General features: G+C 68.8%; 26 protein-coding genes and 1 pseudogene. 10 read left to right on the forward strand and 17 right to left on the reverse strand.

Going from position 1 to position 23,741, the window contains the following annotated elements; all coding sequences use genetic code 11:
- Positions 1 to 52 precede the first annotated feature (52 nt).
- Positions 53 to 1,669, forward strand: a complete 1,617-nt coding sequence (locus tag P2T62_RS10025; protein WP_276261257.1) for a long-chain-fatty-acid--CoA ligase — start codon at positions 53 to 55, stop codon at positions 1,667 to 1,669.
- 15 nt (positions 1,670 to 1,684) lie between these two features.
- Here P2T62_RS10025 and P2T62_RS10030 read toward each other — a convergent pair whose 3' ends face one another.
- The 8 genes from P2T62_RS10030 to P2T62_RS10065 all read right to left on the reverse strand — a co-directional run bounded on the left by P2T62_RS10030 (position 1,685) and on the right by P2T62_RS10065 (position 8,066).
- Entirely contained in the window at positions 1,685 to 2,092 is a 408-nt protein-coding gene (locus tag P2T62_RS10030; protein WP_276261258.1) for a universal stress protein, read from the reverse strand.
- An 89-nt stretch (positions 2,093 to 2,181) separates the two neighbouring features.
- The gene (locus P2T62_RS10035) at positions 2,182 to 2,547 is read right to left on the reverse strand and encodes a DUF7520 family protein (RefSeq protein ID WP_276261259.1); all 366 of its coding nucleotides are present in this window, start codon (positions 2,545 to 2,547) and stop codon (positions 2,182 to 2,184) included.
- 254 nt (positions 2,548 to 2,801) lie between these two features.
- Positions 2,802 to 3,251 carry an ester cyclase gene (locus P2T62_RS10040; protein WP_276261260.1) on the reverse strand — a complete coding sequence of 150 codons (450 nt, stop codon included), beginning with the start codon at positions 3,249 to 3,251 and terminating at the stop codon, positions 2,802 to 2,804.
- Positions 3,252 to 3,347: 96 nt separating this feature from the next.
- Positions 3,348 to 4,121, reverse strand: a complete 774-nt coding sequence (locus P2T62_RS10045) for a class I SAM-dependent methyltransferase (protein ID WP_276261261.1) — start codon at positions 4,119 to 4,121, stop codon at positions 3,348 to 3,350.
- A 123-nt stretch (positions 4,122 to 4,244) separates the two neighbouring features.
- Positions 4,245 to 6,053 (reverse strand): cytochrome c oxidase subunit I, encoded by a 1,809-nt coding sequence (gene ctaD, locus P2T62_RS10050; protein ID WP_276261262.1) that lies wholly within the window; start codon positions 6,051 to 6,053, stop codon positions 4,245 to 4,247.
- 160 nt (positions 6,054 to 6,213) lie between these two features.
- A complete protein-coding gene (locus P2T62_RS10055; protein WP_276261263.1) occupies positions 6,214 to 6,558 on the reverse strand; it encodes a DUF6684 family protein in 345 nt (114 codons plus the stop codon).
- A 75-nt stretch (positions 6,559 to 6,633) separates the two neighbouring features.
- Positions 6,634 to 7,119: a DUF7541 family protein gene (locus P2T62_RS10060; protein WP_276261264.1), complete on the reverse strand. Its 486-nt coding sequence runs from the start codon at positions 7,117 to 7,119 to the stop codon at positions 6,634 to 6,636.
- A 77-nt stretch (positions 7,120 to 7,196) separates the two neighbouring features.
- Positions 7,197 to 8,066: a cytochrome c oxidase subunit 3 gene (locus P2T62_RS10065; RefSeq protein ID WP_276261265.1), complete on the reverse strand. Its 870-nt coding sequence runs from the start codon at positions 8,064 to 8,066 to the stop codon at positions 7,197 to 7,199.
- 129 nt (positions 8,067 to 8,195) lie between these two features.
- Here P2T62_RS10065 and P2T62_RS10070 point away from each other — a divergent pair, with 129 nt between their 5' ends.
- Together P2T62_RS10070 and P2T62_RS10075 are read left to right on the forward strand one after the other, a co-directional pair.
- Positions 8,196 to 9,587 (forward strand): hypothetical protein, encoded by a 1,392-nt coding sequence (locus P2T62_RS10070; RefSeq protein WP_276261266.1) that lies wholly within the window; start codon positions 8,196 to 8,198, stop codon positions 9,585 to 9,587.
- A gap of 3 nt (positions 9,588 to 9,590) precedes the next feature.
- Complete coding sequence (locus tag P2T62_RS10075) at positions 9,591 to 9,887, forward strand: C2H2-type zinc finger protein (RefSeq protein WP_276261267.1); 297 nt, start codon at positions 9,591 to 9,593, stop codon at positions 9,885 to 9,887.
- 279 nt (positions 9,888 to 10,166) lie between these two features.
- Here the strand turns inward: P2T62_RS10075 and P2T62_RS10080 are convergent, their stop codons facing one another.
- Positions 10,167 to 11,048, reverse strand: coding sequence for a cytochrome c oxidase subunit II (locus P2T62_RS10080; RefSeq protein ID WP_276261268.1), 882 nt, complete (start codon positions 11,046 to 11,048; stop codon positions 10,167 to 10,169).
- A gap of 105 nt (positions 11,049 to 11,153) precedes the next feature.
- On the opposite strand from P2T62_RS10080, the gene cyoE reads away from it, so the two are divergent.
- From cyoE to P2T62_RS10095, 3 genes are all read left to right on the forward strand, one after another.
- On the forward strand, positions 11,154 to 12,599 hold the full coding sequence (cyoE, locus tag P2T62_RS10085) for a heme o synthase (RefSeq protein WP_276261269.1): 1,446 nt from the start codon (positions 11,154 to 11,156) through the stop codon (positions 12,597 to 12,599).
- A 103-nt stretch (positions 12,600 to 12,702) separates the two neighbouring features.
- A complete protein-coding gene (locus P2T62_RS10090; RefSeq protein ID WP_276261270.1) occupies positions 12,703 to 13,395 on the forward strand; it encodes a DUF7546 family protein in 693 nt (230 codons plus the stop codon).
- Positions 13,396 to 13,516: 121 nt separating this feature from the next.
- Complete coding sequence (locus P2T62_RS10095; RefSeq protein ID WP_276261271.1) at positions 13,517 to 14,032, forward strand: hypothetical protein; 516 nt, start codon at positions 13,517 to 13,519, stop codon at positions 14,030 to 14,032.
- Here P2T62_RS10095 and P2T62_RS10100 read toward each other — a convergent pair.
- Positions 13,962 to 14,198, reverse strand: a complete 237-nt coding sequence (locus tag P2T62_RS10100) for a YgaP family membrane protein (RefSeq protein WP_420028451.1) — start codon at positions 14,196 to 14,198, stop codon at positions 13,962 to 13,964. The genes P2T62_RS10095 and P2T62_RS10100 overlap by 71 nt on opposite strands.
- A gap of 175 nt (positions 14,199 to 14,373) precedes the next feature.
- On the opposite strand from P2T62_RS10100, the gene P2T62_RS10105 reads away from it, so the two are divergent.
- The 3 genes and pseudogenes from P2T62_RS10105 (at position 14,374) to P2T62_RS10115 (ending at position 15,353) form a co-directional block, all read left to right on the forward strand.
- Positions 14,374 to 14,607 (forward strand): Rdx family protein, encoded by a 234-nt coding sequence (locus P2T62_RS10105; RefSeq protein ID WP_276261273.1) that lies wholly within the window; start codon positions 14,374 to 14,376, stop codon positions 14,605 to 14,607.
- Positions 14,608 to 14,653: 46 nt separating this feature from the next.
- A complete protein-coding gene (locus P2T62_RS10110; RefSeq protein ID WP_276261274.1) occupies positions 14,654 to 14,929 on the forward strand; it encodes a hypothetical protein in 276 nt (91 codons plus the stop codon).
- Positions 14,926 to 15,353 (forward strand): annotated as a pseudogene (locus P2T62_RS10115) (type II toxin-antitoxin system VapC family toxin). Before P2T62_RS10110 ends, P2T62_RS10115 begins: the two are co-directional and overlap by 4 nt.
- 28 nt (positions 15,354 to 15,381) lie before the next feature.
- Here the strand turns inward: P2T62_RS10115 and P2T62_RS10120 are convergent.
- The 6 genes from P2T62_RS10120 to P2T62_RS10145 all read right to left on the reverse strand — a co-directional run bounded on the left by P2T62_RS10120 (position 15,382) and on the right by P2T62_RS10145 (position 21,775).
- Positions 15,382 to 16,260, reverse strand: coding sequence for a 3-hydroxyacyl-CoA dehydrogenase family protein (locus P2T62_RS10120; RefSeq protein ID WP_276261276.1), 879 nt, complete (start codon positions 16,258 to 16,260; stop codon positions 15,382 to 15,384).
- Between the two features lie 82 nt (positions 16,261 to 16,342).
- Entirely contained in the window at positions 16,343 to 17,752 is a 1,410-nt protein-coding gene (locus tag P2T62_RS10125) for a branched-chain amino acid ABC transporter permease (RefSeq protein WP_420028425.1), read from the reverse strand.
- Complete coding sequence (locus P2T62_RS10130) at positions 17,742 to 18,806, reverse strand: branched-chain amino acid ABC transporter permease (RefSeq protein WP_276261277.1); 1,065 nt, start codon at positions 18,804 to 18,806, stop codon at positions 17,742 to 17,744. The genes P2T62_RS10125 and P2T62_RS10130 overlap by 11 nt, the downstream gene beginning before the upstream one ends.
- Positions 18,803 to 19,501 carry an ABC transporter ATP-binding protein gene (locus P2T62_RS10135; RefSeq protein WP_276261278.1) on the reverse strand — a complete coding sequence of 233 codons (699 nt, stop codon included), beginning with the start codon at positions 19,499 to 19,501 and terminating at the stop codon, positions 18,803 to 18,805. The genes P2T62_RS10130 and P2T62_RS10135 overlap by 4 nt, the downstream gene beginning before the upstream one ends.
- Positions 19,498 to 20,418: an ABC transporter ATP-binding protein gene (locus tag P2T62_RS10140; RefSeq protein ID WP_276261279.1), complete on the reverse strand. Its 921-nt coding sequence runs from the start codon at positions 20,416 to 20,418 to the stop codon at positions 19,498 to 19,500. The genes P2T62_RS10135 and P2T62_RS10140 overlap by 4 nt, the downstream gene beginning before the upstream one ends.
- Before the next feature lies 1 nt (position 20,419).
- Positions 20,420 to 21,775, reverse strand: a complete 1,356-nt coding sequence (locus tag P2T62_RS10145; protein WP_420028426.1) for an ABC transporter substrate-binding protein — start codon at positions 21,773 to 21,775, stop codon at positions 20,420 to 20,422.
- Positions 21,776 to 21,906: 131 nt separating this feature from the next.
- On the opposite strand from P2T62_RS10145, the gene P2T62_RS10150 reads away from it, so the two are divergent.
- Positions 21,907 to 22,854, forward strand: coding sequence for an alpha/beta hydrolase (locus tag P2T62_RS10150; RefSeq protein WP_276261280.1), 948 nt, complete (start codon positions 21,907 to 21,909; stop codon positions 22,852 to 22,854).
- Positions 22,855 to 22,935: 81 nt separating this feature from the next.
- Here P2T62_RS10150 and P2T62_RS10155 read toward each other — a convergent pair whose 3' ends face one another.
- Positions 22,936 to 23,652, reverse strand: a complete 717-nt coding sequence (locus P2T62_RS10155; RefSeq protein WP_276261281.1) for a helix-turn-helix domain-containing protein — start codon at positions 23,650 to 23,652, stop codon at positions 22,936 to 22,938.
- Positions 23,653 to 23,741 lie beyond the last annotated feature (89 nt).

Here is a 23,741-nt window from a genome sequence, read left to right on the forward strand (position 1 = left end):
AGAACATTAGGGGGCCATTATTTGACGGTGGCACCCCCAACCAGCGGTTGTCATGCGCAAACCACTACTGGTGACCGAGTTCCTCGACCGGGCGCGACGGCACTACGGCGACCAGGAGGCGGTGCTGGCGACCGACGGCACGCGCTACACGTACGACGAGCTGGGCGCTCGTGCCGACGGGTTCGCGGCCGCTCTGCAGGAGCGAGGCATCGAGCACGGGGACCGGGTGGCGGTGCTGGACCCGAACACCCACTACCACCTCGAGGCGGCGTACGGGATCTTCCAGGCCGGAGGGATCCACACGCCGCTGAACTACCGGCTCACGCCGAACGACTACGAGTACATCCTCAACGACGCCGGCGTGGACGCCATCTACGCCGACTACGACTACGCGGACAAGATCGAGCGGATCCGCGACGAGGTCCCCACCGAGACGTTCATCACGAACGACGTGGACGCGGTGGAGGGCGACTGGGAGTCGTTCGACGATGCCATCGCCGGCCTCGGCGGCGACGACTACGAGCGTCCCGAGATGACCGAGGACGAGATCTGCACCATCAACTACACCTCCGGGACGACCGGCGACCCGAAGGGGGTCTCGCGGACTCACCGCACGGAGACCATCCACGCGTACCTCACCTGCAACCACAAGAAGATCAGCGACGACGACGTCTACCTGTGGACGCTGCCGATGTTCCACGCCAACGGGTGGGGACACATCTTCGCCATCACCGGGATGGGTGCTCGGCACGTCTGTACCCGCGGCATCGACGCGGCGGAGATCTTCGAGACCGTCCGCAACGAGGACGTCTCGTACATGTGCGCCGCGCCGACGGTGCTCAACATGCTGCTGGACTACTACGCCGAGAACGACGTGACGACGGTCGGCGACAACGAGGTCCGGTGTGCGACAGCCGGGAGCGCGCCGCCGGAGGCGACCATCCGGACCATCGAGGACGAGTTCGGCTGGTACATGATCCACACCTACGGCCTCACGGAGACGGGGCCGCTCATCACCACCAGCGACGCGCGACGCCTGTTCGACGACGACTCGGCCGAGCGCTTCTCGGTCAAGAAGCGCCAGGGCCTGGCCTACCTCGGAACGGAGATCCGTGTCGTCGACGACGACGGGAACGACGTCGCCCGGAACGACAAGGAGATCGGCGAGGTCGTGGTGAAGGGGAACCAGGTGATGGAGAAGTACTGGAACAAGCCCGAGGCGACCGAGGAGGCGTTCAACGCCCGCATCGAGGGGTACTTCCACACCGGCGACCTCGCGACGATGGACGAGCACGGGATGATCTCCATCCAGGACCGCAAGAAGGACCTCATCATCTCGGGCGGGGAGAACATCTCCTCCATCGAGGTCGAGGACGCCCTCTACGACCACCCGGAGGTCTCCGAGGCGGCGGTCATCCCGGCGCCCTCGGACAAGTACGGCGAGACGGTGAAGGCGTTCGTGGTCCCGATGAGCGGCGACCCCGACAACCCGGGCGTGACCCCGGAGGAGCTGAAGGAGTTCACGAAGGAGCAGCTCGCCTCCTACAAGCGTGTCCGGAAGGTGGAGTTCGTCTCCGAGCTCCCCACGACCGCGACGGGGAAGGTCCAGAAGTACGAGCTCCGCGAGCGCGAGTGGGAGGACGAGGAGCGGATGGTCGGGCAGGGCTGACCCGCCCGCCGGCGCTCAGACGTGGTCGGCGTCGCCCTCGGGGGCGTCGCCCGTCACCAGCACCGGGCAGTCGGCCCTGAGGAGGATCTGCTGTGCTCCGGGGTGGAGCTGCCGTTTCCCGGCCGGTGACTCCTCCCGCCCGGCGACACAGATGCAGTCGGCCGCCCGCTCGCCAGCGATCCGCAGGACCGCCTCGGTGGGTCGACCGTCGGCACGGACGGCCTCGGCGGCGACCCCCGCTTCGGCGAACAGGGACAGCGCGTCGGCCACCGCCGGGACCGCAGCCACGTCGGTTCCGGGCTCGGCGACGTGGACGAGCGTCACCCGGACCGCGTCCGCCGCCCCGGGGAGCCCGGTCACGGCGGCGACCTTCTCGGCGACGTGGGCGTCCTCCGGGGCCACGGCCACGACGACGTGATACATACCGACCTGGAGCGGGTGGTGGAGTAAGTCCCTTCCGACAACCGATGCCCGGGGGGAGCGGTCGGGGCTACTGGGTCACACTCGCCCGGTCAGGCCTCGTCGTCGACGTACTCGCTGGAGACGTAGACGACGAGCGCCAGCATCACGCCCAGCCCGAGCCCCATCGTCAGCACCCCGTAGGCGGCGAGTCCCGTCGCCGTCGGCTGGAACGTCACCAGCCCCAGGAACGTGACGGGCCGAAGCCCGCGGATGCCGAGCGCGCCGATGAGGAAGCCAGTCAGGCCGGCGATGGAGACGACCACGGCGTACAGGAGGAGGATGAGCCGCTTTCCCCCCAGCGTCGCCACCGACTCCTCCTCGGCCACGTCGTCCCACACCTCGTCACCGGGGACGGCCCCCTCGCGGTTGCCCGCTCCAGCACCTGCACCGGCACCTGCCTCGGGCCCGTCGCTCATACAGTATCGTCGGTGCCTGCCGAGGATAGGGCTTTTGTCCTCGCTGTGCCAACTCCACGTATGGAAGAGAAAGACCTCCTGCTGACCATCCTCGGCGGGACGGCGCTGCTGATGTTCGTCACCGGGATCGTGCTGGTGCTGACCTCCTCCGGCGCGTGAAGGGAGAGAACAAATGGGGAATCTTGCAGATAGAAGTTGTAAACTGCAGATAATTTCTGTAATACTTCCAATAATAGTTTTATCGACTGCGTGAATCACTCCTCGCCCGTGACCGACTCCGGCAGCAGCCCGAGCTGGCGCACGATGCCGAGGGCGTCGACGCTGGTCCACCGCTCGGCGATTCTCCCGTTCTCGATGCGGGCGATGGCGATGCCTTCGGCGTCGAACGGCCGGCCCGTGGGTGGGAAGCCCCTGAACTCGCCCCGGTGAGTCCCCCGAATCCGGGACCTGATGGCGACCCGGTCGCCCTCCGCGAGGATGTCCTCGATACTGTACTCGAGGTCGGGGAACGCCCCCAGATACGCTCGGCTGTAGGCCTCGAGCGCCTCGTGCCCGACGATATCGCCGTCGGGAGCGTGCAGGACGGAGCCCTCCGTGCACAGGTCCGGGATGGCGTCCAAATCGCCCTTCTCCCACACCTCCTCGACGAACCGGCGCACGAGGGCACGGTTGGCGGCCATTCGGTCGGATGCCTCTGCGGACATGCTACTGGTTCACGCGATACCGGCAAAACCGTATCGGCGTTCCGTACAGTCCCGTCCACCGGGAGTGGAAGTCCGTCCGGGCCGGCTCCGCGAGCCTCAGCGGGGAACGGCCCAGAAGCGCAGGCGGCGCGGCACCGTCGCCAGCAGTTCCCGCTGGGTGCTGGACAGGGAGTCCCCGTCGTAGTCCTCGGGGTCGTCGCTCCCGGGCTCCAGCACCCGCCGGACCTCGAACCCACCCCGGACGGCCGCGGCGTGGAGATCGCCGACCGTCCGGTCGAAGACGACCAGCTCCGACTCGTAGCCCTCGTCGATGGTGATGGTCCGGCGGGGGTCGGCGTGGTAGCTTCGCTCTACCTCCCCCGTCTCGGGGTCGAACAGCTCGTAGAACGGGTGCGGGACCCCGAACACGAGGACCCCGTCGTCACGGAGGATACGCCGAGCCTCCGCGAAGTACGCGTCCAAATCCTCGACCATCTGGAGCACCCACCCGGAGTAGGCGGCGTCGAACGCGTCGTCGGCGAGCGGGACGTCGGTCACATCCCCCTGGACGAACTCGGCGTCGACGCCGTAGTGGTCGCGGAGCGGGCGCGCGTGGCGGAGCTGGCCGCCGGAGAAATCGACCCCGACAGCGCGGTCGGCCCCGGCAGCCGCGGTCCCGACGGTCGCCTGCCCGCCGCCACAGCCCAGTTCGACGAAGTCGATGCCCTCGACGGTCGGCAGGAGCTCCGGCTGCTCGCCGCCGGGTGGGTCATCGGTGAATGGACACGGGGCCGGCGGTAGCTCCTCGTCGGTGTCGGCGTTCCAGAGCGCCTGGAAGTCGTCGCTCCACTCGTTCCAGAGTCGGCGGTTCTCGGATGGAGGGTCTCGCACGTCGCCCGTATGGGTCCCGAACCTGTTAACGATGGCTCCCTCGCCGTCGAGACCTGCGGTCGACGGGTCGAGCAGGTGGACGGGAACGGCGTGGAGAACAGTGAAAACGGAACCGGGGTCCGGTTACTCGTCGTCGACGCGGCGGACGGCCTTCCGGTACCCGCCGTCCGTCTCGACCTGCCCACCGTCGGCAGCGACCTCGTCGCCGCCGTCGGCGGCCAGCTTCTGTGCCTCGAACCACTGGAACTCTCGGCCGAACATGCCGTCGTCCTTGAGGTTCCACGGGTCGGCGTCCTCGACCTCGGGACCCTCGTACCAGGACTGGACCATGTTCCACGCCCAGATGAGCTGGGCGATGCCGATGAGGAACGCCCCGACCGTCGAGATCTGGTGGAGCGTCGTCACCTGCGCGAGCGGCGCGATGGCGCCGTCGAACTGGTAGGTGGCGTACCGGCGCGGCATGCCCAGGTAGCCCAGCACCAGGAACGCGAAGAACGTGATGTTGGTGCCGATCATCGAGAGCCAGAAGTGGATCTTCGCCAGCTTGCGCTGGTACATCCGGCCCGTGACGATGGGGAACCAGTAGTAGAGCGCGCCCATGCCGGCGAACGCGATCATCCCCATCACGATGTAGTGGAAGTGCCCGACGACGTAGTAGGTGTCGTGGAGCACGAGGTCCACCGGGATGGCGGCGAGGAAGACGCCCGTGATGCCGCCGATGATGAAGTTACTGATGAACCCGATGCAGAACAGCATCGGCGCCGTGAGGCGCAGTTTGCCGTTCCACATCGTGGTGATCCAGTTGAAGGTCTTGACCGCGGATGGTATCGCGATGGCCAACGAGACCGCCATGAACGACGCCCGGATGCGCGGGTCGATGCCCGTGCTGAACATGTGGTGGGCCCAGACGCCGAAGCTCAGGACCCCGATGGCGAGCGTCGAGTAGACGACGAACTTGAAGCCGAACAGCTTCCGGCCCGAGAACTTCGGCAGGATCCACGAGACCAGCCCCATCGGGGGCAGGACGAGGATGTACACCTCGGGGTGGCCGAAGAACCAGAACAGGTGCTGCCAGAGGATTGGCGAGCCACCCTCGACGGCGAAGAAGGCGGTCGCGAAGTTCCGGTCCAGCAGCAGCATGATGAGCGCGCTCCCGAGGAGCGGGAACGCGAACAGGATGAGCGCGGACTGCGTGAGGATGGTCCAGCTGAAGATGTCCAGGTTGGCCCAGTTCACGTCGTCGGCGCGCTCGGTGAAGATGGTCGCGATGAAGTTGATCGCACCCATCGTGGCCGAGACCCCCGTCAGGTGGAGGCCCAGCAGCATCAGGTCCACGCCGGCGTTGGGCTGCTCGGCCGACAGCGGCGTGTACATCGTCCACGAGGTCTGCGCGGGGGTGATGTCGAGCCCGAGCGGCGCCGTGAAGAACCCGGCCCAGATGAGGATCGCGCCCGGCGGGAGCAGCCAGAACGCGATAGCGTTGATGCGCGGGAACGCCATGTCGTCCGCCCCGATGAGGAGCGGGATGAAGTAGTTCGAGAACGCCGCGATGATGGGCGTCCCGAAGAGGAACAGCATCGTGATGCCGTGGCTCGTCAGCAGGCTGTTGTAGAACTGGGCCTGCATGATGTCGAAGCCCGGCGCCGCCAGTTCGGCGCGCATCAGCAGGACGGCCGCCCCGCCCCAGAAGAACGCGATGAGCGCGTAGATGCCGTAGAGGATGCCGATGTCCTTGTGGTCGACGGTGGTGAACCACCGAACGATGCCTGCGGGTTTCTCCGCGTGTCCGCCGCCGTAGCCCGAATCGCCGAGCGTGCTCGTGCCCCCGAGTGGGGTGTACGAGCGCCAGTCCTCCATGCGGGCGAGGAAGCCGGCCACCGCGACCAGCAACACCCCCATGAGAACGGTCAGCGCGAGCTGTTCTCCTGCCATGTGCTTCGGTCGGGACTGCGCGGTTAGAAAGGTTGCGTTCCCGGTCAGCCAGCGGCGCCGTCTCGCGATTCTCCAGGCGGGACTCGGGGGGTCGTTCGGACCGGCACTGACCGGCAAGCGCTGCCGGAAAAGCGGGTCGGTTACGTGGTCGATGCGTCGGTTACGCGGCCGATTCGGCCTCGGCGTCCCCCTCGTCGGTCCCCGACTCGGGGCTCGTCTCCTCGGTCGCGCCGGCCTCCTCGCTGAGTTCGAGGCCCTGCTCCTCCAGCTCGTTCTCGGCCTCGGAGATCGCCTTCCCCGAGACGTAGGTCAGGACCGCCAGCGCGACGAACGTGACGATCATGATGCTGAACTGGAGTGCCGTCCCGACCGGGTCCGAGCCGAACGGGTTGATGAGTGCGAACGCGAGGATGAAGAAGAGGATGATGCCGAGCGGGATGGCGTTGACCACGAGGTCGAGCAGGGTCTCGCGGTCGAACGTCTTCGCCTCCGATTCGCTTGCCATGGTCGAAACTTCCCGGGGACGAACTACAACCTTTCCTTTCGCCGCGGGGTGGATTCCGCGAGTGGCGTCGCTCGCTCAGGCGGGGAACGTGTCGGGGTCGTCGTCACCCAGCATCGAGACGACGGCCGCCCCCACCGCGGCCACCAGTCCCGCCCCGACGACGGAGAACCCGCGCAGGACGATGCCGTCCGCGCGGTCGACCGCAGCGAGGACGGGGTCCACGGCGAGCGGGACCTGCGTGCTCACCATCCAGACCCCGGCGGCGACGAGGGCGATGCCGAGCGCGCCGGCCAGCCGCCACGGTCGCTGCGTGTAGCCGGCCTCGTGGGTGATGCCGGCGACGCTCGCGACGAACAGCACCAGCCCGCCCACCGCGAGCGGGTAGACCCCCATGAAGACGCCGACCTCGGAGACGGTCAGCCCGAGCGCGACGACGAGCGGCCACGCGCTCACCCGTGTCGGCCCGTCCTCGGCCGTTGGAGCCCGTTCCGGCGTGGGACGCGGCTCCGGTGCGTCGGCCGTGGACCGGGACTCCACGTCGTCCGACGAACTCTGGTCCATACCCGATGGAGGGACGCGGCGCTCAAATGGGCGTCGGTAGCGGTCGAGGAATCGAGACGCGTCCGGCCGGAGCGTCCTCACCCGAGGACGATGGCGCCCGCGTACAGCACGACGACGAGGAAGATCCAGACGGCGTCGACGAAGTGCCAGTACATCGAGACCGTCGAGACGGAGGTGTCCCGCTCCGCGTCGTACTGGCCGTACAGCGCACGGACGAAGACGATACCGAGCAGGACCGCTCCCAGCGAGACGTGGAGGCCGTGCAGGCCGGTCAGCCCGTAGAACGCGGACGCGTACGCCCCGCCGAAGATGGTGAAGTTCTCGTGGACGATGAACTCGTAGTACTCGTAGATCTGCCCGCCGATGAAGATGACCCCGAGCAGGAGCGTCACGCCGAGCAGACGGATGAACTGCTGTCGCTTGCCCTTGTGGAGCGCGACGTGAGCGTAGTGGAGCGTCACCGAGGAGATGACCAGGATGATGGTGTTGATGATGACCAGGCTCCCCAGGATGTTCCCGCTCTCGACCAGGTGGGGGAGGTTCTCCCAGGCCGACGTGCGGATGAAGAAGTAGTAGACGAAGCCGGCCCCGAAGGTCGCGACCTCGCTCCCGAGGAACAGCACCATCGCGAACCGCAAGCCGCGACTGTGTCCCTCGCCCTCCCAGTAGGCCTTGACGAAGGCGTGGTAGACCCAGCCGTAGAGGCCGGCGAGGAACAGGAACGCGCTCGCGACGAAGAACGCGGGTCCGACGGCGATGCCCACGAGGTCGGTCCGGGTGGCGATGACGTACAGCGATGCGCCGATGTAGAAGCCCGCCGCGCCGAGCGCGGTGACGAACGGCCACCAGGAGGCCTCCCCGAACCCCTTGGGCCAGTCCTCCACCGCCGGGAGGTGATGACCGTGGCCCCCGTCGTGGCCGTGGTCGTCCGCTTCTTCGATTGCCATACCGGTACGTGACAGTTGGACTCACAAAAACGCATCCATCCGCCCGCCTGCGGTCCCCGGCGGATGTCGGACTGGGCCCCCGGGCGCGTGTCGGAAGGCACACGTGACGCACGGCCCAACACCAGTCAGATGCGACACGTCCGACTCCGAACGGCCGGCGGGGCGTTGCTCGCGGTGAGCCTCGCGCTCGCGCTGGCCGGCCGCGCCGCGGCCCACGGCGGCAGCCTCCGGTCGGCGCCGGCCCGCTCGCTGGCCATCCCGCTGTGGCTGTTCCTCTCGACCGGCGGCGGCGTGGTCGGGGTGAGCTTCCTGCTCACGAGCTTCGTCACGGACCGCGAGCTGATACGGGCAGTCCACGACGCCCGACGCGACCTCGCGCTCCCGGGAGGCCTCCGGACGGCCCTCGGCATCGCCGCCCGCCTGCTGGGGCTGGCGGGGCTCGTCGCGGTCCTCCTCGTCGGTGTGTTCGGCCCCGTCGACCCGCTCCGGAACCTCGGAGTGCTCGTCGTGTGGGTCGGCTGGTGGGCCGGCTACACGATGACGACCTACCTCGCCGGCAACAGCTGGCCCGCGCTGAACCCGTGGCGGGTCGCGCTCGACCTCCGCGAGCGGCTCCCGGCACCGGCCCTCGACTATCCCGAGCGCCTGGCCAGCTGGCCGGCTGTCGTCGGGCTGCTGGGCTTCGTCTGGCTGGAGGTCGTCAGCCCGCTCGCCGACGACCCGCGGCTGCTCGCCGGCGTGGTGGCCGTGTACACCCTCGTCACGCTCGCAGGCGCGTACGCACTGGGCGAGGTCTGGTTCGACCGCGTCGACCCGGTCGCCCGCGTCTTCACCGCCTACGGCGCGGTGGCACCGCTGTACCGTGACGATGACGGTCGGCTCCGCGCCCGCGTGCCCGGGACGGGGCTGGAGGCCGATCTCCTCCGCGACCGGAGCGACGTCGCCTTCGTCGTCGCGCTGCTGTGGGTGACGACCTACGACGGCCTCGTGGCGACGCCGCCCTGGCGCGACTTCGCGCAGGCGGTCGTGGGGGCGGGCGTCCCGGCCGTCCTGCTCTACCCGGCGGCCCTCCTCGCCGGGTTCGGGACCTTCCTTGTGCTCTTCCGGTGGGCCGTCCGGCGCGGTCGACGCGACGCCGAGTCCTACCGTGACCCGCTGGTCCTGGCGCGGCGGTTCGCCCCCTCGCTGCTCGCCATCGCCGCCGGCTACCACGTCGCGCACTACCTGGGCTACTTCGTCGAGCTGTCGCCGGCGCTGCTCGGCGTGCTCGGCTCGCCGCTCTCGCCCGGCGCCCCCGTGGCGGTGGTCCTGCCGTCGTGGTTCTCGGTGCTGGCGCTCGGCTTCGTCCTGCTGGGCCACCTCGTCGCCATCTGGGTCGCCCACGCCGTCGCCTACGACCTGTTCCCCTCCCGGATGCAGGCCGTCCGCAGCCAGTACGCCCTGACCGCCGTGATGGTGTTCTACACGATGACCTCGCTGTGGATCGTCAGCAGACCGTACGCCGCGCCACCCTTCGTCTGAACCATGTCCACGTCACAGCCCACGACCACGACCGACGCCGACCACGATACGTCCGACGGGGCCGACGGTGGCCCGCCCTTCGACTGCGCGTACTGTGCCCGGCAGTTCCACCGCGAATCGTATCTCGCACTCCACCGCGGCCAGGAACACGCCGGGGAACTGACCGCGGCCGAGCACGCGGCCTTCGAGACGGCCCGCGAGGACGAGGAGGAGGAGCTGCGGCTGTTCCGTCTGCAGGCGCTCGCGGCGCTCGTGTTCATCTACTTCGGGTTCCTGCTGGTGTACGCGTTCTCGCTCTGACCGCGAGGGGTGTCGTCATGATGGCCGGGTGCTCCCACCTCACCAGGTTTCGCGACCGCTGCGTCGCCGGCCGAACTCGGTGACGCGGGGCTCACTTCTGACGAGCGGAGACACGGTCGCTGAACCGATACGGGAGTGCTGCCGGTACGCCGGCAACAGATGGGGACTGACACATGAAGCGTCCGGTTGTGTCGCCACTGGACGAGGTCGTGGCGGACTGGGTGCGCTGGACGATACTGGAACGCGGATATCTGGCCGCGAAAGGAGTCACGCGCCGGCTCAGGCCGGGACGCCGTCGTCGCTGGTCAGCCGCTCGCGGGGGTTCGGAGCGATGTCGGTGGCGTTCCCGCCGAGCTGCTCCTGCTGCCACTCCTCGTAGTTCTCCTCGGACATGACCGTCACCTTCCCGAGCATCCCGGCGTGGCCGGAGCCACAGTACTCCGCACAGTAGAGCTGGTAGGTCTGCTCCTCGGTCCCCTCTGGGAGCGTCGTGGTCGTCGCGATGGTGTTGTAGTGGCCGGGGAAGGCGTCCTGCTTCAGTCCCAGCTTCGGGACGTGGAACGCGTGGAGCCAGTCGATGGAGGTGACGTGCAGTACGACCGGGCGGTTCTCCGGGATGACCATGGTTCCGGTCGTGGAGAAGTTCTGTCCGTCGTCGGTCACGTAGTTGTACGACCAGAAGTACTTCTGGGCGACCACGTCCACCTGCACCGGCTCACCCTCGCCGGGGAGCTTGTCGGCCTCCGGCATGTAGGCGCCCTTGCCGTCGAACTGGGTCACCTCGGCGTTGGCCTGTGCGGCCTCCGGGTCGTCGACCGTCGCGGCGGTGACACCGGCGATGGCGACGTTGCCGAGCACCTGGTAGGCGGCGAACCCGACGAACAGGAGGATGATGGCCGTCGCCACGGTCCACGTGATCTCCAGGCGGCGGTTCTCCTGGGTCGGCTGGGCCTCCTCCTGGTCCTTGTACTTGTAGACCGTGTAGAAGAGGATGGCCTCCACCAGTATCGCGATGGGGATGGCGACGTACAGGAGCTTCTCGTTGAGGTTGTTGATCAGCTCGATGTTGACCGACGGCTGTGCCGCGACGGGCATCGCGCCGAGAAGGGCGAGGAGCGCGACCCCGACTGCGGCCCGCAGGACGGCGCGCCTGTGGTTCATATCTCGCGATTAGAAACTGCCGTGTAAGTACCTGCCGACTCGCCGTCACGCGAAAAGCGTGGGTGCTAAGTCCCCGGCCACCAAGAGCCTAGAGAAGTGGTATCCGTGTCCCTCCTCACCCCTCGCGCCGTCCTCGGGACCGACGGTGACTCGCGGCTGACGGCCCTGCTAGCCGCCTCCGTGCTGGGCGTCTACCTCCTGGTGGTCGTCGGCGCGACGGCGGCGCTTGCCGAGGCCGCGCAGGCCTGCTCGTCGTGGCCGGGCTGTGCGGGCGCGGACCTCTCGAACCCGGCCGTCCTGGTCGCGCTGGGCCACCGCGTGGCCGCCACCGTCGTCGGCGTGGTGGTCCTCGCGACGGCCGTCGTCGGACTGCGCTCGGGCGCCGACCGCCGCGTGCTGGCCACGGTGTTCCTCGCGCTCGCGCTGTTCCCGGTCCAGGTGTCGGTCGGCGCGCTCGTCGCGACGGGTGGCAGCGGCGCCGGCGCGCTCGTCTCCAACGCCCACCTGCTCGTCGGGATGACCATCTTCGGGGCACTCGTGCTGGCCCTGACGTGGCGCCTGGAGGCCGAGACCGGGACCGACGACGATCGGGCCGTCCGGGACCCCGCGCAACTGGAGCCGCCGGAACCGGTCGATGCCGCGACCGATACCTCCGCGCCCTCGCCCTCCGGGCTCGCACGCGTTCGGGCCGTCGCCGGCGCCTACATCCAGCTGATGAAGCCGCGGCTGATGTGGCTGCTCTGCCTCGTCGCCTCCGCCGGGATGGCGCTGGCGGCGACGACGACCCCCGGCGGCCTCTCCGTGCCCGTCGTCGCGGCCACCCTCGGCGGCGGGGTCCTCGCTATCGGCGCCTCCGGGACGTACAACCACGTCCTCGAACGGGACATCGACAAGCGGATGGAACGGACGGCCGACCGCCCCGTCGCCACCCACGAGGTGCCGGTCCGGAACGCGTTCGCCTTCGGCGGCCTCCTGACGGTCGCCGCGCTGGGGGCCTTCCTCAGCGTGAACCTGCTGGCCGCCGCGCTCGGGCTGGCGGCCATCGTGTTCTACTCGGTCATCTACACGCTCGTCCTGAAGCCCAACACCGTCCAGAACACGGTCATCGGCGGCGCGGCGGGCGCGCTGCCCGCACTCATCGGCTGGGCCGCCGTCACCGGCGACATCGGCCTGCCGGGGCTCGCCCTCGCCGGCGTCATCTTCCTCTGGACGCCCGCGCACTTCTACAACCTGGCGCTGGCCTACCGTGACGACTACGAGCGCGGTGGCTTCCCGATGCTCCCGGTCGTCCGGGGGGAGACGGTGACGCGCAAGCACATCCTGCTGTACCTCGCGGCGACGCTGCTCGCCGCGACGGTCCTGGCCGAGTTGACGACGCTGGGCTGGCTCTACGCCGCCACGACGGTCGCGCTCGGCGCGGTCTTCCTGGTCGCGGTCGTCCGCCTCCACTACGAGCGCTCCGAGGGCGCCGCGTTCCGCGCGTTCCACGCCTCCAACGCCTACCTGGGCGCGCTGCTGCTTGCCATCGTCCTCGACGCGCTGGTGGTGTGATGCGGGTCCGCCGCACCCGCCCCGTCGACGGGGCGACCGATGACGCGCCACCCCTGCGGCCGACTCGTACCGTTGAAGCCCCTCCGGCACCTGGCTCCTACCGATGAGCACCATCGAGTCGCGGCTGGCGTCGCTGCGCCCGAGCCGCGAGACCGCCGTCTGGTGGGCGGTCGTCCTGAACACGGAGCTGCTGGTGCTGCTGGCGTACCTCGTCGTCGAGACGCCCATCATCACGCGCCCGCTGTTCTACCTCGTCCCGTTCGTCTGGATCAACGTGGCGCTCTGGGGCGTGTTTCGCGTCTCCCCGCGGGCCACCTCGACGCGACAGCGCCTGGCCGCACTCGCCATCGCGGGCGGCTACTTCCTCGTGCTGGGCTACTTCGGCGGCCTGTACGGCCCGAGCGCCGGCCCCGCAACGGGACTCCGCGTGGCGTTCGACTCCATCCCGCCCGGGTGGGGCCCGGCCGTCATCTACGGCGGGACGGTCGTCCAGTTCGCGCTCCTGCCGTTCAAGCTGGTCGGCTACGCGACGCTGGCGTACCTGGTGTACGCGACGGTCATCGACGCGGCGTCCTCCGTCGTCGGCGGCGTGCTGGGGCTGTTCTCCTGTGTCTCCTGTACGCTGCCGGTCATCGCGGGCGTGGTCTCGGGATTCGTCGGCAGCACGAGCGCCGTCGCGGCCGCGGCCTACAACCAGTCGTACCTGCTGTCGACGGTCGTGTTCGTGGTCACGGTGATCCTGCTGGTCTGGCGCCCGACGATGAGCGATGTCCGTGGCCTTCGGGAGGCGTTCTGAGAGTTCATCTCGCAACTCGCCACAGAACATAAAAGTATCACGACGGTCGTCACAGCGTGGGCGACCAGCAGGCCGACGAGAGTGCTCCCGGGGACGCGGTGGTGGACCCGGAGACGCGGTGGTGGACCCGGAGACGGACCAGGAGCGACGACGAGCCGCGATCCTCGTGCTCGTCGCGCTCGTGTTCATGGCCGTACTCGTCGGGAGTGTCGGTCCGGTCGGCTACCTGGGGCCCGAGCCCACCGACGACCTGCGTGCGGGGTCAGGGGAGCTGACGGTCGAACTGACCGACCAGAACGGCGAGCCCGTCAGTGGCCAGACCGTCCAGATCGTCGACCCCGAGACCGAGGAGGTCGTCTTCGAGGGGTCCACCGACGAGGATGGGGAACTGGAGGCGACACTCGACCAGGGGTCGTACGAGGTTCTGGTCGGCGACGAGACGAAATCCGTCAGTCTCGGTGACGATGCCGAGGTCGACCTCGGCATCGACACCTCCCCCCCTGAAGCACGCAGGTTCTTCTCCGGGCCGGTCAGTGACGAACCGGTCAGCGGAACCGGGGCCCCCGCTACTTCGCTGGCCGGAACGTATCGATCCCCAGCACCGAGTTCAGCGGGCAGGTCTGTGTTACCCCCGTGACGAGCAGGATGGCCCCGACGAGGGCCGCGACGACGCCGATGGCCACCGCCGTCGTGCCGCTGGCGACCGAGAGCAACCCTCCGAGGACCGCCACGCCCACGACGAGCAGTACCGGTCCGACGACGAGCCGCGCGATCCGGTCGTATCCGCCGACGTTCTTCTCCATGGTGTATTGCACCTACAACACACTACGTTTCGGGCGAGAGATAAGTGTGGGGCCGATTCCCGGCCCTCGAGAGTAGAGAGCCCCCTTCGAAAGCCGGTCGAAAGAAGTGCATGCAGATGAAGTCCAATACCAATCCTCCGATAGCCACAAACAGCACGGGGGCCAATCGCCGCGCATGACGACCGTCGAGATCGAGTACTGCGTTCCCTGCGGGCACCTCGACCGCGCGGCCGACCTCCAGCATCTCCTGTTGCGCACGTTCCGCGAGCAACTGGACCGTGTCGCGCTCGTCACGGGTGACGACGGCGTGTTCGTCGTGCGTGTCGACGGCGAGCGCGTGTTCGACGTGGCCGAGGAGGAGTACGACCCGGACGAGGTCGTCCGGCGGGTGCGCGAGCGGGTTCGGTGAGACCATCTGGGGAAGGTATGCTCGGTAGAAGGTTCTACTGGCGATAATGGCAACGTCCGTGAAGATGGATGACGAGACGAAATCACGTCTCGAACGACTTCAGGCCGAGATGGAGCTCAAGACCGGTGAGCAGGTGACCCAACAGGAGGTGCTCACGCGGCTCGTCGAACGTGCGTTCGAGTCCAAAGCCGACCTGATAGACTCCTTCCGCCCTGAACGGGTCCCGGTGTCCCAGGGCGAGCGCGAGGCACTCCACGAGGGGATGGTCGCATCCGGCGTCGAGACGACCGAGGAGGACATCGACGACATCCGCTACGGATGAGCGTCTTCGTTGATACGGGCGTCTTCTACGCGCATCAGGACCCAGATGCCGAGCGCCACGACGCTGCCGTCGCTGCGTTCGATGACCTCCTCGACGGCCTGTTCGGACAGCCGTACACGAGCGACTACGTGCTCGACGAGGTCGTGACCCTTACACGGGTACGAACGGGTTCGTTCGAGGCTGCGGACACCGTCGCACGCAGGATCCTCGGTGAGGGAGCGAATCCGGACGTGTTCGAACTGGTCGATATCCCCCCCGACCTCAGCGCCCGGACGCTGGAGACGTTCCGCCGCTACGACGACCGGAACCTCAATTTCACCGATGCGTCATAGGCTCCGTCTGCGACGCGAGAGGCATCGGTACGGTGCTCAGCTCCGACGAGGATTTCGACGGACCCGTCGTCCGGACCGCCCCCGGTTCCTGACGCCGACTCGGGTACCGGATTGTCGTTTCTACTCGTACTCGTAGAACCCGCGCCCCGTCTTCTTCCCGAGGTCGCCGGCCTCTACCTTCCGTTTGAGGAGATATGCGGGTGTGTAGCGGTCGCCCAGCTCCTCGTGGAGCGTCTCGGTGGCGTGCAGGCAGACGTCCAGCCCGATGTGGTCGGCCAGTTCCAGCGGGCCCATCGGGACGTTCGTCCCGAGCTTCATCCCGCGGTCGATGTCTTCCTTGGTGGCGACACCCTCGTCGTAGGCACGGACGCCCTCGTTGATCCAGGGCATCAGGATGCGGTTGGAGACGAACCCCGGCTTGTCGTCGGCCTCCCAGGTCTCCTTGTCCAGCGACTCGGCGAACTCGTGCGCGAAGTCGACCACCGCCTCGTCCGTGCGCTCGCCCACGACCAGTTCGACCCCCTTCATCAGCGGGACGGGGTTCATGAAGTGCAGGCCCAGCACCAGCGAGGCGCGGTCGGTCGCGGCGGCGATGGTGGTCACCGAGAGCGTCGAGGTGTTGGTCGCGAGTACCACGTCCTCGTCGGTCACGGCCTCGAGGTCGGCGAACACGTCGCGCTTGAGGTCCATCTCCTCGGGTGCGGCCTCCACGACGAGGTCCGCCTCGGTGAGGTCCTCGAGGTCGGTGGTGCCCGTGATGCGGTCGCGTGCGGCGTCGGCCTCCTCCTCCGAGAGCGACTCCTTCCGGACGAGTCGCGACAGCGAGTCGTCGATGGCGTCGAGGCCGCGGTCGACGAACTCCCGTTGCACGTCGCGCATCACCACGTCGTAGCCGGCCGTGGCGCTCACCTGTGCGATCCCGTTGCCCATCGTGCCCGCGCCGACGACGCCGACCGTCTCGACGTCGTCCAGGCCGCGGAACTCGGTCCGGTCGCTCATGTCCGGGGTCTCGACGGCCGGAGATATAATGGTGGGTTGCCGAACCCGGGACCGCTGGAGAGGGGGGACCGGCGCGAGGGCCTCAGTTTTCGCCGCGGATGCGTCGGGCGACCTGCTTCGCGATGGGGCCGCCGACTCGCGCGCGAACGTAGCCCAGGAGGCCGCCGGGGACGAACAGGACGAACGCGACGAACACCAGCCCGATGTAGAGGCTGGCGTGGCCGTTGAGGAACGTCTCGATGGCGCCCTGCACGGTCAGTCCGGCGATATCCGTCGCGAGGACGGACTCGGGGAGCGTATCCCGGAGGTACGGGAGGAGCCCCCCACCGGCACCCTCCTTCGAGAGGAACTCGCGGACGGTCTCGTCCAGCAACCGGCCGTACAGCGGGCCGGCGAGGGTCCCGAAGCCGCCGATGATGGAGGCCAGCAGCGCGTCACCGGTGACGAGGAAGAAGAACGAGTTGTCCGGTGAGGCCGAGCGCCGGAAGCCGGCGAACAGGCCGCCCGCCACCGCCGCGAAGAACCCGCTGACCGCGAAGGCGGCCAGCTTGTACCGGAACGTGTCGTAGCCGATGGCGCGGGCGCGCTCCTCGTTCTCGCGGATGGCGACGAGGACGCGGCCGAACGGCGAGTGGACGAGCCGCTGGAGCGCCAGGTAACACACCAGCACGACCAGCCCGACCATGTAGAACGACACCTCCGTCGAGCCCAGGGAGAGCGGCCCGAGCACGACGGAGTCGCCGGTCAGGACGCCGATATCGAGGTTGAGCGGGTCGACGAACGGGATGCCGACGCTGAAGACGGGAGCGGCCGCCCCCTCGGGGCCGACGACGAACGGGCCGTCGCGCGGGTTCGAGGCGAGGAAGCCCCAGTCCCGGACGAGGACGTAGGCCACCTGCGAGACGCCGAGGGTGATCATCGCGAAGTAGACACCGCTGAGCCGGAAGGAGACGACGCCGATGACCAGCGCGAGCACCGTCGCCAGCAGCCCGCCGAGCACGAGCAGCACCAGGAACGGCGTCGTGTGTGGGACGAGCGGGAGCTTCCCGTTCGCCGCCACGATGACGAAGTACGCGCCGGTGCCGTAGAAGACGGCGTGGCCGAACGAGAGGTAGCCGGTGTACCCCGAGACGAAGTCGAAGCTCATCGCGAACAGGCCGAAGTACAGCACCGCCGTCATCGTCTCGATGTCCGGCAGGAGCATCGTCGCCTCGGCGCCGACCGGGGAGGCCACCAGCGCGCTGTGGAGCAGCGGGTAGGCCCCCAGCACGACGATGACGACGAGGTGTGCGACGTGCTCCTCGGCGTACCGACGCCACCAGGGCCGCGCCGGGCTGACGTCGATGGCCCCGGCCGACTCCGTCACGTCCTCCGCGTCCGGGTCCGCCTGCGCCGAGGCGCCGTCGACGGGTTCGCCGCCGTCGCCACGGGGTTCGGTCGGCGTGGGGTCGGTCGGGCCGTCCGGCGCGCGGTCGGGGTCGCTAATGGCCACCCACCTCCGCGACGCCGAACAGGCCCTGCGGACGCACGATGAGCGTCACCACGAGGATGAGGAAGATGAACATCTCCGGGAGGCCGGTGAACTCGACGGCGTTGACGAACCACCACGTCGTCACAGCGTCGACCATCCCAACGATGAGCGCCGCGACCACCGTCCCCCGGAAGGTGCCGAGGCCACCGACGATGACGACGACGAACGCCGGGAGCAGCGTCTCCGCGGCGAGCGGGACGCTGGCCCCCCAGACGGGGTCCCACATCAGCAGCGCGCCGGCGATGCCGGCGATGCCGGTCCCGAGTGCGAAGACGGTGGTGAACACCCGGCGGACGTCGATACCGAGTGCCTCGGTCATCTCGCTGTCCTCGCTACCCGCGCGGACGACCAGCCCGTACCGCGTCCGGGTGAGGAACGCCCACACCGCGGCGACGGTGAGGACGCCGAACAGGATCTCGAACAGCGCCAGGCCACTCACGGTGGTCGACCCCAGTTCGATGGTCGCCGTGAGGGGTTCGGGTTTGGTGCCGAGGGCCGCCTGCCACTCCGAGATGGGCTGGATGCCGTAGAACAGCGTGACGATGCGGACGAGCTCGTCGAGGACCAGCGTCACCCCGAAGGTGAGCAGGATCTGGTAGATGGGTGGACGGTCGTACAGCGGCCGGATGAGGCCGACCTCGACGACGCCACCCAGCGCCGACAGCGCGCCGAACACGACCAGCACGGCCACGAAGAAGACCGCGAACCGCTGGACGGTTCCCGAGGCGCCCGTCACGGCCAGTACCATGATGAGGCCGCCCAGATACGCACCGATCATCGTCAGCGAGCCGTGGGCGAAGTTGAGTACGCCCATCAGCCCGAAGACGAGCGTGAGGCCGCTGGCGATCATCACGTAGATGGCGGACTTCGAGAGCCCGCGGACGAACACGCCGACCAGTGTCGACGGCCGGAGGAACTGCCCCAGCGTGTCGATGTACGAGACGAGCGGGAGCGTGACGAGCTCCCCCAGCAGGGCCGGGACCGCCGACAGCACAGCGAGCAACGTCGCGCTCATGCGCTGAGGTACCTCCGGATGCGTTCGTCGTCGGTGACACCGCTCACGGCCTCCCCGTCCTCGACGACCTGCCCGTTGTCGAGCAGGTAGAAGCGGTCGGCGAGGTCCATCGCGAGCGGGAGGTTCTGCTCGACCAGCAGGATCGTCGCCTCGCGGGCGGCGTTCTGCACGGCCTCGGCCACGTCGGCGACGATCTGCGGCGCCAGCCCCTCGCTGGGCTCGTCGATGAGCAGCAGGTCGTTGTCGCCGACGAGCCCGCGGGCGATGGCGAGCATCTGCTGCTGGCCGCCCGAGAGCGCGCCGGCGTTGGCCTCGCTGCGCTCGTCGAGCGCGGGGAAGGTGTCGAACGCGAGCTCGAGTGCCGCGTCCACGTCGCCGCCTTTCGGCACCGCCACGCGGATGTTCTCCGCGACCGAGAGCTGCGAGAAGACGCGGCGCTCCTCGGGGATCCAGCCCACACCGAGGTCGGCCACCTCGTGGGTACGCTTGCCGATCAGCTCCTCGCCACGGTAGGTGATGCTCCCGGACCGGGGTGCGGTCAGCTGGAGGACCGAACGCAGGGTCGTGGTCTTGCCGACGCCGTTGCGTCCGATGAGGGCGACGACCTCGCCGTCCTCGACCTCCAGCGAGACGCCCTCGAGGATGTGGCTCTCGCCGTAGTAGGTGTGGATGTCCGCCACGTCCAGGAGGCTCACCCGGTCTCACCCCCGTCGGGCTCGTCCGGGTCGGCCGCTCCCGTCGGATCGGCCTCCCCGGACGGTGCCCGGTCCGACTCGCCGCCCGAGTCGGCCCCGTCGCTCAGGTCGCCGGGTTCGTAGCCGCCGAGGTACGCCTCCTGCACGGCGGGGTCGTCCCGGACTGCCTCGGGTGGGCCGTCGGCGATGACCTCGCCGCGGTTGAGGACGACGATGCGGTCGGAGACGTTCATGACGATGTCCATGTTGTGCTCGACGAGCAACACCGCGTGGTCGTCGGCCACGTCCTCGATGAGCGCGATGATCTCGTCGACGGACTCGCTGGAGACGCCGGCGTTGGGTTCGTCCAGCAGGAGGACGTCAGGGTCGCCCGCGAGCGCGACACCGACCTCCAGCTGGCGCTTCTCGCCGTGGCTCAGGGTCTCCGCCGGGAGGTCGGCCTTCGCCGCCAGCCCGACCCGGTCGAGGATGGCGTGGGCCTCCTCGAGGTACGGCTCGAAGCTGTTGACGTTGCGCCAGCCCCGGAACGAGTCCGACCCGTGTGCCTGAGCGGCCACGCGGACGTTCTCCAGTACCGTGCTCGTCGGGAAGACGTTGGTCACCTGGTAGGAGCGGTGGAGCCCGCGCTTGGCGGTCGCGTGCATCGGGTCGTCGGTCACGTCGACCCAGCCGACGCTGCCCGAGGGCTCGGCCCGCTCGGCGGTGCCATCGCCCCCCGAGTCGCGCTCGGCGAGTTCGACCGTCCCGGCGGTCGGCTCCAGCGCGCCCGTCAGCAGGTCGAAGAACGTGGTCTTGCCGGCGCCGTTCGGACCGATGAGCGAGCAGAGCTCGTCCTCGGCCAGCTCGAAGTCCACGTCGTCGACCGCCGTGAGGCCGCCGAAGCGCTTGGTGAGCCCCGCTGTCCGCAGGACGCTCATGCTACAGCGAGCAGCCCATCTCCGGGCTGTCCTTCGGGATGGTGGTCTCGTCCATGGGGATGGTCTCGACGGGCGCGCTCGGCTTGATCGCCGCGTCCCAGTTGTCGTTGTCGTTCGGCACGACGTCCGCGATGGTCATCGCCGAGCGGGCCTGGTTGTTGTACTCCTGGAAGGTGTAGGCGTCCTGGCCCTTGGGGGTGTCCGCGACGGTCATCCCGGTGAGCTCGGCCTGGATGTCGGCACCCGCCGTCGAGCCGCCGGCCTCGACCGCCTGGACGATGGCCGAGGCCGCGGTGAAGGTCCCCGACGTGAACAGGTCCGGGACGATGTCGTACGCGCTCGTGTAGCTGTCGACGAAGGCGTTGTTGATCTCGTTGTCGTACTGGTTCCAGTGGTAGCGGGTCGTGAACGGGCCGAGATTGGCGCCCGACAGCTTCTCCTCGGTCAGCGGGTCGCCCAGCTCCTTCTGAAGCGTCTGCCCGACGATACCCGTCGTGATCTGTGTCGCGAAGCCGCCGAACACCTCGTACGAGTAGTCCCCGTTCAGGAAGGTCGTGAACAGGGCGGGCAGCGTCTGGACGGTGAAGCCGGCGACGATCCCCTCCGCACCCTCGCTCTCGGCGTTGTCGAGCGGGCCCTGCCACTCCTTGTAGCCGCGGGGGAAGAACTTCTCGCCGACGATCTCGACGCCGTTGGCCTCCAGGACCGTCCGATAGTTGTTGACGACGGCCCGGCCGAAGGAGTAGTCCGCCCCGAACAGGTACACCTTCGAGACGTCGGTGTTGTCGGCGACGTACTTGCCACCCGAGCGGGCGTCCATCGCGGTGTTCTCGCTGGCCCGGAACACCGGCGAGCCGCAGGTCTCGCTGTTGGACGTGATGTCGGCCGAGGCCGCGGGGCCGAGCAGCGTCGGGATGTTGGACTGCTTCGAGACGGTCGTCGCGACCCGCCCGGCCGATGCCGAGGAGGTGCAGCCGAACAGCAGGTCCACCCCCTCGTTCTTGACGAGGTCCTCCGCCGCTGACTGGGCGGTGTCGGCCTTCAGTTCCGTGTCGCGGACGATCAGCTCGTAGTCGACATCACCGACCGTGGTCGTCTTCGTCCCGGTCGACGCCTCGGGCGTGAAGTCGTCGTCGCCCTTGTAGTTGAACCCCTGGTAGAAGCCGTACATGGCCTGCTGGCCGTAGTACTTGAGGCTCCCCGACAGGGGCTGCAGCACACCGATGGTGACCGTGTCGCTCATCGATCCGCCTCCACCGCCGTCGCCACCGTCCCCGGTACAGCCGGCGAGACCGCCGATGCCTGCCGCAGCCAGTCCAGCCAGCGCCTTCCGCCGTGTGAGTCGTTGCCGTTCCATGGCACTACCTGAGACACCGGACGCACGGGCTTCGGTCCCCGGGTTAACATATGAACGCGCCGGCCAGAGACGGCTTCGGGGTTCACACGTGAACCCCGAGATACAGGGTCGGGCCTCCGCTACCCGGCCCCATGCAGCCGACACCGACGACAGTGACGGCGGCCGACGGCACCGACCTTCGGCTCTGGGAGCAGCCCGCCGAGGGCGGCGACACCGAGACGGCCGTGCTCCACGTCCACGGCTCGATCACGAACTCGCGGGCGCTGTTCGCCCCGCCCGTCGAGGGCGACGACTCCTACTCGTGGCTCGCGGCCACCGCGCGCGCCGGGCGGACGGCACTCGCGCTCGACATCCGGGGGTACGGTGACAGCGACCGGCCGCCCGAACTCGACGAGCCCCCCGAGGCCAACGATCCGCCGGTGCGCGCCCCGACCGCCGCACGGGACATCGCCGCGGCGGTCGAGGCCGCCCGCGAGCGATTCGAGACGGTCCACCTGCTCGGTGTCTCCTGGGGGACGATGACCTGCGGGTACTACCTCGCGCACCACGCCGAGGGGTCGCCGGTCGCCTCGCTGACGCAGGTGGCACCCGTCCACCGGCCCACCTGGACCTTCGAGGAGGTGACGACGGCGCTGGGCGTCGACGCCTCGCTCGATGCGTACTACCACCAGCACTACGAGGGCGTCCGCGAGCGCCAGGGCGTCTCCGACGACGGCGAGGACCCGCTCTTCGAGGCGGTCTGGCGCGCGCAGGTGGAGTCGAACCAGGGCGTCGACGACGACACCTACGTCGCGCAGTCGGGGTCGCTCGCCGACACGGCGATGGCCTGCGACGGCGAGACGGTGTACGATGCCGACGCGGTCGCGGTGCCGGCGCTCGTCGTCCGCGGCAGCGACGACGCCATCTCCGTCCGCGAGGACGCGCTCGGTCTCTACGACGAACTCGGGGCCCGCGCCGACCGGAAGGAGTACGCCGAGCTGGCGGGTGCGGACCACTACGCGATGCACGGGGCCCGACGGCAGGCGCTCTACGAGACGGTCGCTGCGTACCACGACCGCGTGGAGCGGGACCGGACCTGAGGGCTCCCCCGAGTCCTGTCGGCTGGTGGGCGTGTGACTGCTTTCTGGAGGGGATAATCGGAATACGGCCTGCTCACGGGCTCAATCGTCGAGCTCCTCCAGCGCCTCCACCATCCGGCCGACGGCCTTCTCCTGCCCGCGTCGCAGGCGCTTCGAGACGGCCGGTTTGGAGACGCCGAACTCCTCGGCCAGGTCACCCAGCGTGGCGCCCCGCGGCGACCGGAAGTAGCCCCGCTCGACGGCCGCCTCCAGGGTCTCGCGCTCGGTGTCGGTCAGGTCCTGGCACCCCTGGATGAGCGTCATGGCCGCGCCGACGTTCTCGACGAAGCCCGTCACCTCGGCCTCGTTGACGGGGTCCCGCGCGACCACCTCGAACTCGTTGTCGCGTTCGAGTCCGGCGAGTGCGCCCTCCGCGGTCGACTCGTGGTCGAAGCCGACGTGCCACAGCTCGCTCCCGGCCTCGATGTGGAACGGGCCGGTGATGTAGCCGTCGTGGTCGCGGATGGTCCGCATCGCGGCCGTCTCGTCGATGACGGTCCGGATGTGGGCCACGTCGTCCTGCTTCGAGATGAGGCCGCACTCGCGCAGCCCGTCGTGGCTCCGCAGCACGTCCAGCCCGGCCTCGACGGCGCCCCGGTCGTCCCCTTCGACCAGCATCCGCGTCTCCAGCTGCCCCTCGTGACGGTCCCGACCCGACTCGAACTCCCAGTTGACCGCCGAGAACGACACCGGCTGCGCCTCGGTGGCAGCGATGAACGGGCAGTCGTACTGCTCCATGTCGAGGGTCAGGTCTATCATGGTTCTTCCCCGATGCTTGCCCCAGTTGCGTCGTGCAGGGACAAAACGATTACCCTCGTCACCCTCTCACACAAGGACCGGGCCTGATA

This window comes from Haloglomus litoreum (assembly GCF_029338515.1).
GTDB classification, from domain to species: Archaea; Halobacteriota; Halobacteria; order Halobacteriales; family Haloarculaceae; genus Haloglomus; species Haloglomus litoreum.